This window comes from Brevibacillus porteri (assembly GCF_003013475.1).
Lineage (GTDB): Bacteria > Bacillota > Bacilli > Brevibacillales > Brevibacillaceae > Brevibacillus > Brevibacillus porteri.
This window is the reverse complement of record NZ_PXZO01000083.1, coordinates 1-7,500: the sequence shown is the minus strand read 5'-3', so window position 1 is coordinate 7,500 and position 7,500 is coordinate 1. Positions and strand designations below refer to the sequence as shown.

The 7,500-nt window shown below is 44.9% G+C and carries 4 protein-coding genes and 1 pseudogene (1 of these 5 only partly in view); 2 read left to right on the top strand and 3 right to left on the bottom strand.

From position 1 onward, the window contains the following. Positions 1–872, bottom strand: partial view of an HD-GYP domain-containing protein gene (locus C7R92_RS31640; RefSeq protein ID WP_170831645.1) — the 5' portion only. The gene continues 214 nt to the left of window position 1, outside the view; the window shows 872 of its 1,086 coding nt (coding positions 1–872); its start codon is at positions 870–872; its stop codon lies beyond the left edge, outside the window. A gap of 164 nt (positions 873–1,036) precedes the next feature. After that, positions 1,037–3,571 carry a DNA gyrase subunit A gene (gene gyrA / locus C7R92_RS31635; protein ID WP_106836873.1) on the bottom strand — a complete coding sequence of 845 codons (2,535 nt, stop codon included), beginning with the start codon at positions 3,569–3,571 and terminating at the stop codon, positions 1,037–1,039. Positions 3,572–4,131: 560 nt separating this feature from the next. Here gyrA and C7R92_RS31630 point away from each other — a divergent pair. After that, positions 4,132–4,857: a response regulator transcription factor gene (locus tag C7R92_RS31630; RefSeq protein WP_069853118.1), complete on the top strand. Its 726-nt coding sequence runs from the start codon at positions 4,132–4,134 to the stop codon at positions 4,855–4,857. Continuing rightward, positions 4,854–6,218 (top strand): sensor histidine kinase, encoded by a 1,365-nt coding sequence (locus C7R92_RS31625; protein WP_106836872.1) that lies wholly within the window; start codon positions 4,854–4,856, stop codon positions 6,216–6,218. The genes C7R92_RS31630 and C7R92_RS31625 overlap by 4 nt, the downstream gene beginning before the upstream one ends. 61 nt (positions 6,219–6,279) lie before the next feature. Here the strand turns inward: C7R92_RS31625 and C7R92_RS31620 are convergent. Then, positions 6,280–7,357 (bottom strand): annotated as a pseudogene (locus tag C7R92_RS31620) (MFS transporter). Positions 7,358–7,500 lie beyond the last annotated feature (143 nt).

The following is a 7,500-nucleotide window of genomic DNA, read 5'->3' as shown; positions in this document are numbered from 1 at the left end:
AAGCTATCCTGCACTAATTGCTCCACGACTTGATAGGGTGACAATGCCTTTTGGTGCACACGATCCGAGCTCATTGCATGATACACATCGGCCACAGCGACAATTTTACTGTATAAATGCAGTTTAGAACCAGGCAAACCTAGCGGATAGCCTGAACCATCTTCTCGCTCATGATGTTGCAAAGCTGCTAATGCTACACCTTCACTTAAACCGTGGGATGACTTAATAATTTGGTAGCCATAAACGGTATGCTTCTTCATCTCTTCGAATTCGTCTGGTGTCAGCTTCCCTGGTTTTTGCAAAATCCGCCTATCAATTTTCGTTTTTCCTATATCGAGCAATGTACCCGCCAATGCGACCTGCATCCATTCCTTTTCTGGCACCTTGACCCATTTTGCAATCATATAAGAAATAATCCCAACCGCTATGGCATGCTCGTAGGCATAGCTATCCATCCTTGCAAAGCGCCGAAGGGAGAGAAGGACTTGTGGTTGCTGCTGAAACTCCGTAATGATCGGCGTCACAACTTCTCTGACTTCCATAACGGGTATGTTATTGCCGCCTTGTACGCGGGTCATCAAATTTTTCAGTGTAGACACTGCTTTATCAAATGACTCCTGAAACACAGGTTTAGCTTGGATAAACTTATCAGAAGCTTCTGGCGTATCTGCCTTAGTTGGTTCACCTTGGTCAGTCCAAGCCCCTCCTGATTCCTCTACTTGTACCTGCTTGATCATGAACGCTTCTAAGAATTGAACTTCTCTTTCATAGAGAGGGGTTCCTTTTGCAAAAAGAATGCCTCCCAATGCTGTAAATACGTCTTCAGCCAATTTCGCTCCAAGAGTCAGTTGTTTCACTTCCACATTGGGCAACCTGCTCACCACCCGATCCAACTTGTTAATGATATAGTATCCATTTCCCAATTTTACTCCAAACCCAAACCATTTGCAGGAAAAAACCACTGGGTAGAACAAACTTTTGCACTTACACGAAAAAACGCCCCACATTATGCGGGACGCTTTCGTCGTGATTTTCTTTATTCCTCTGTCGGTTCGGTAGGTTCAGGAGGCTCGGTTGCTTCGACAGTCTCTCCGTCTTGCAGATCTTCGATTCTCTCTTCCACATCTTCATCCGTCAAATCCTCTTCCTCAGTTGGAGGACACTTGGCGACTGATCCCACTTGCTCATTTTCAGACAAACGGATCAGTTTCACACCTTGCGTGTAACGCCCCATCACAGAAATACCTTTCATTTCTGTACGAATGATGATACCGGAAGTGGTAATAATCATCAGATCCTCTTCAGGCTCAACGACTTTCAGACCAACGACCGGACCGCTTCGATCGGTTACATTGTGTGTCTTAATTCCTTTACCGCCACGAGATTGAATGCGGTATTCATCGACAGGAGTCCGTTTACCGTAACCATTCGCCGTTACAATGAGCACTTCTGCATTCGGTTTGATAACGTCCATATCGATGACATCATCATCGTCGTCAAGGGTAATTCCCTTCACACCAGTGGCGTTACGTCCCATCGTGCGTACGTCTCCCTCATTGAAACGGACGGACATGCCTTTGTGAGTACCCATGATGATTTCTTGTTTGCCATCCGTCAGACGAACACCAATCAACTCATCATCTTCGCGTAGGTTAACCGCAATCAGTCCGCCTTTGCGAATATTTTCATAGGACTCCAGCGTGGTCTTCTTAATAATCCCCTTCTTGGTCGCAAAGAACAGGTAATGTTCTTCATCAAACTCCTTCACAGGGATTACCGCACTAACCCGCTCCCCTTTTTCAATCTGAATGAGATTGATGATTGGGGTGCCTTTCGCTGTCCGGCTCAGATCAGGAATCTCGAATCCTTTTAGGCGATAAGCCTTCCCTTTGCTCGTGAAGAACATGATGTAATCATGCGAGTTGGTAATGTACAGATGCTCGACAAAATCGTCATCCTTGGTTCCCAATCCCTGAACACCACGCCCACCGCGTTTTTGCGAACGATAGGTGGAAACAGGCAGACGCTTAATATAACCATCATGCGTCAGGGTAATAACCACATCTTCCTCTGGGATCAAATCAGCATCTTCGATATGATTCTCATCGAAAGTAATTTCCGTGCGTCTTGCATCGCCAAACTTCTCTTTGATCTCACCCAGCTCTTCGCGGATGATTGCATAGATTTTGCCTTCGTCTGCAAGAATAGAACGCAATTCTGCGATTTTCACCATGAGCTCTTGGTATTCGTTCTCGATTTTTTCTCGTTCCAAACCAGTCAAGCGTTGCAGACGCATATCGAGGATGGCCTGTGCCTGCTCGTAAGACAAGGTGTAGTTTTCCATGAGTCCTGTGCGAGCTTCTTCTGTGGTTTGAGAAGAACGAATCAAGCTGATAATCTCGTCAATATGATCCAACGCGATGCGCAAGCCTTCCAAGATGTGCGCACGGGCTTCTGCTTGCTTGAGATCGTATTCGGTCCTTCTGCGGATAATGACGCGTTGGTGCTCCAAATAGTAATAGAGCATGTCACGCAAATTCAATACACGCGGACGACTGTCAACGAGTGCCAGCATGTTCACACCAAATGTAGACTGCATTTGGGTATGCTTGAACAAGTTGTTCAAAACAACCTTTGGAATAACGTCGCGACGCAATTCCATCACAATGCGCATACCTTTGCGGTCAGACTCATCACGAAGGTCGGTAATGCCTTCGATTTTTTTCTCGCGCACGAGCTCCGCGATTTTTTCCACGAGTCTCGCCTTGTTCACCTGATAAGGAATCTCTGTTACGATGATGCGCGGTTTGCCTTTCCCATCCTCTTCAATCTGGGTTTTGGCGCGCATAATAATGGAACCACGGCCTGTTTCATAGGCCCGACGAATACCACTGTAACCGAGAATCTCCCCCGCTGTAGGGAAGTCAGGTCCCTTGATAATCTTCATCAATTCTTGAATCGTAATATCAGGGTTGTCGATCATGGCAATAACGCCATCAACAACTTCTGTCAGGTTATGCGGCGGAATATTGGTAGCCATACCTACAGCAATCCCTGATGCCCCATTCAAAAGCAGGTTCGGGAAACGAGAAGGCAATACAACCGGCTCTTCTTTGCGTCCGTCGTAGTTAGGAGTGAAATCGACCGTTTCTTTATCAATATCGCGCAAAAGCTCTAGCGCGAGCTTGGAAAAACGCGACTCCGTATAACGCATCGCCGCTGCCGGGTCGCCGTCTACAGAACCGAAGTTCCCTTGCCCTTCAACCAGCATGTAGCGCATGTTAAAATCTTGGGCCATACGTACCATCGCTTCATAGATGGAAGAGTCACCATGCGGATGGTAGTTCGCCATTACTTCCCCGACAACGTTTGCCGATTTACGGAACGGCTTGTCAGGAGTAAGGCCCATATCGTGCATGGCATACAAAATACGCCTGTGTACAGGCTTCAAACCATCGCGAACGTCAGGCAAAGCCCGACTGACGATAACGCTCATCGCATAGCTAATGAACGATTCTCTCATTTCGTGGCTAATATCGACTTTTGGAAACCGAGCAGTTTCTTCTGCCATAAAGGGTAAACCTCCAACTGGTTATCACAATACTTCATTATACCATATAGAGAGAGGACACGTCCAAAAAATCCAGTTGAATCAATCCATTTCCTAAAGATTTACCACCGATTTTGGTCGTATACACACGATTTCGTACTATCCCTAAATATTCCAGCCCTGTTTCAGGCTGGGTCATCGCACAAAACAAAAAAGGCCCCTACATTCTGGCCCCTACAATTTCATGTTATTTTACATGTATTTATGATCATCTTTACAGCTTCACGACCATTTCCAATTCGGAGGAGCGAATCATTGTCTTCGTATCGATTAACAATCCGAACGTAATCGCGATCAGCTGTAGTAGTTTTCTCATGGTGTATCCCTCCGTTTATTGAATGTACTTTGATTTTACAAGGAATGAACACGTAGTCCTATCGATTTGGGTTTCAACTTCCTTACACTATTGTAAGAAACGTAGGAAAGTATGGGAAAAGTGTGGGAAATGCCTTTAACAACTGCTTATGTCGGTTTGAAGATGTACAATAAAGTGAGAATCTAAAGGTTCGCGGAGGAATCCTATGAAGACCTTTCACATTGCTATCGTAGACGATGACATCCATATTCGTCAGATCGTCGAAGCCTATCTTCAAAAGGAAGGCTATGTTACAACTGCACTTGAATCAGCCGAAGAGGCTATTACTTTAGAGCAAAAGAATCCTCCCGATCTCTGGGTATTGGACATCATGTTGCCAGGTATGAATGGCTATGAGTTTTGCCGACGTATTCGTGCTGGTTCAGAGACGCCTATCATCATGGTTTCTGCTCGCGACGAAGAAGTAGACAAGATTCTTGGACTAGAGCTAGGAAGCGACGATTATCTCACCAAACCTTTTAGCCCTCGTGAATTAGTGGCACGCGTGAATCGGGCACTCCAACGTTGGAAACAGATGAAGTCTCATGCGGAAGAATCCCCTTTCATTGCGAAAGACAATAACCCGGAAGAGGCTGCTAACAGCGCTCTTGTATTAGATAAGAAAAAACGTCTGGTCTATTCTTTTGGGGAGGAAGTAGAGGTGACCTCGAAAGAGTTTCAGGTGCTTAGCCTTTTATCGGAGCATCCGAATCGGGCTTTTTCCCGTGATGAGCTGCTCTCTCTAATATGGGGATATGATTATTTTGGAAGTGATCGAGTGGTTGATGATCTTATTCGTCGTATCCGAAAAAAGCTGGACAAGATCCCTCTCGAAACCGTCTGGGGCTTTGGGTATCGCCTGCGAACTTTGGAAGGAACGAAGGATGAATGAGTATCCAATTTCGCATTACTTTGATGTTCGCCCTTCTTCTCTGTCTTGTCATAGGGGTATCAGCTGCCCTGATCAATTCGTTTTTGCTGGATAATTTAATCGAGCAGCAAAAGAATGAATTAAACTTAAAAGGTCGATTCTGGATTGAAAAAATGAACGAATCGAATGTAAAGATTGAAACTGAGGGAGTCGCAGAACTCGAAAAGCTTCTCGTCTCCAATCGCAAGATAGAAGTTTTGCTCTTAGGAAAAAAGAAAAAAGTACTCTACACATCCCTGCCTTCTTCCAATTTGAATGAGTGGATGGATGCCCTTGAGCGTAAAGCGGAGAAAAGGCAAAATCGAAACATATGGATGGTCGGAAGCGATGATTATGTGGTCGTTAACTTGCCTTTTAAAAACGACGAAAAGCAACGACTGATTCTGGCCTCTCCTGTACGTGGACTAAAAGACATTCGTATGGAGATGACGAATAACATATTGCTCATCGTTTTGATTGGAGCCGTATCTACCATTTTACTCAGTTTTTTTATTACGCGTAGTATGGTGAAGCCACTGCATAAATTGACGAGAGAAATTAAAAAGGTTCAAGCACGTCATTTTTCCGAAGTCCAACTCATTCCTGCTCGCGGTGAAATTGCTGAAGTCTCGAATAGTGTTTACTCCATGGCACAAGAGCTCGATCGTTTCCATGAAATCCAGCGGCAATTTTTACAGAATGCTTCCCACGAGCTAAAAACCCCTCTCATGTCCATTCAAGGATATGCCGAGGGAATTCGCGATGGTGTTTTTGTTGATGATGCTGCTGAAAAAGGTTTTGATGTAATCGTAGAGGAAACCAGTCGATTGAAGCATATTGTGACTGAAATTATATTGTTGGCCAAGCTCGAAGGCGAAGAGAATTTGTTTGATCCCTCATGGCTTTCCGCTACTGACCTGGTGACTCGAGCCATTGAGCGTTTACACCCTTTGCAGCTTCAACACAATGTAACGATTTCAGTACGTCCGCCTAAAACCAATGACGTAGTGTACGTCGATGAAGGAAAGTTTCTTCAAGCCTTGTTGAATATCATTGGAAATGCTTTGCGCCATGCCAAGGATCAGATCACGATCGAAATCAAATCAGGCAAACGCCATATCCAAATAGAAGTACAAGATGATGGTGAGGGCATCGCGGAAGAGCTTCTCCCTCATTTATTTCATCGTTTTGTGAAAGGAAAAAATGGTGATGTCGGACTGGGGCTAGCTATTTCTCGAGCAATTATCGAACGTTCGCACGGCCGTCTCCAAGCAGAAAATGGTCCAATCCACGGCGCTGTTTTCCGTATCATCCTTCCCATGTATTCGCAGCCTGAAAACTAACTAACACCCGAGTGATCTAGTGTCCACTCGGGTGTTTTTCTTTCAATCCATATATTTGCCTCTACATGTTCCCGGAAATTTTCGCCGTGAGCGCGTTCCTTCCAATCCGCATAACCAATACAGAAGCGATCAAGCAAAATATTCCCGCAATGATAAACATGATGAAGTAACTATTCAACATGGTATAAATGACTCCTCCACCGTAAGCGGCCACAGCAGCACCTAACTGATGTGCGGCTAATATCCACCCAAACAAAATTCCTGATTGCTGTTTTCCAAAAATATCGGTTGTCAACTTAAGTGTTGGAGGAACTGTAGCTACCCAATCTAAGCCATAGAAGACAATGAATAAGCCCAAGGTAAACGTAGAAGAGGACAGTGCTGCAGGAAGCAGCATTAACGATAATCCCCGTAAACCGTAATACCAAAACAAGAGCCAACGATTGTTAAAACAGTCCGATAGCCATCCCGATAATGTCAAAGATACCTATGAGAGCGAGTAAACTTGCAGCCGTTACCGCTGGAATGCCGTACTCCATACAAGCAGCTATAAAATGAGTACCGATTAAACCATTGGTAGAAAGACCGCAAATAAAAAAGCTGCCAGCCAACAACCAGAAATCAAAGGAACGAGATCCTCTTACTAAACCATCAACAGCTGCACGAAAAGGATTTTGCTTAATGTATTCAGCCAAGCTTGCGATAAGAGGAAGAAATACCAGCTGTCCTGTTGCACCGCTTGCTGTTAATATACCCATAACCAATCCTCGTTGCTTCACAAACCAGCGATTTGCGATCATTGCTCCTAATACGGAAGCCGTGCATCCTGAACCCAGTCCAACAACGACTCCCCAAAGTACAGTCAGTTGCCAGGAGGCCTGCATCCAAGTCGTGAGGGATGAACCCAATGCCAACAGGATAAGAGCAATGATCGTGATACGCCTTATTCCGAACCGATCCATGACTGCTGCCGCAAACGGGCCTACCAATCCGTATAGCAATAGATTAATGGACAGCGCTATTGAGATAGAAGAGCGACTCCAGCCAAATTCTTGTTCAACAGGAACCATAAATACACCAGGAGCAGAGCGAATTCCAGCGCCAACCAAGAGAATGAAAAAGGTGACACCCGCAATGATCCAAGCGTAGTGGAGCCGACTCGAAGTAGCTTATTTCATAATGACATGACTCCTTTTTTAAAATGATACGTCAGAAATTTCAGTTTTCAAATAGTACAAAAAAACCATCCAAGCTGGATGGCTTCTTTTATTCCCTGAAAACT

Coding starts and splice junctions, on each gene's coding strand:
- gyrA (WP_106836873.1), bottom strand. CDS start 3,571: ATGGCAGAAGAAACTGCTCGGTTTCCAAAAGTCGATATTAGCCACGAA.
- C7R92_RS31625 (WP_106836872.1), top strand. CDS start 4,854: ATGAGTATCCAATTTCGCATTACTTTGATGTTCGCCCTTCTTCTCTGT.
- C7R92_RS31630 (WP_069853118.1), top strand. CDS start 4,132: ATGAAGACCTTTCACATTGCTATCGTAGACGATGACATCCATATTCGT.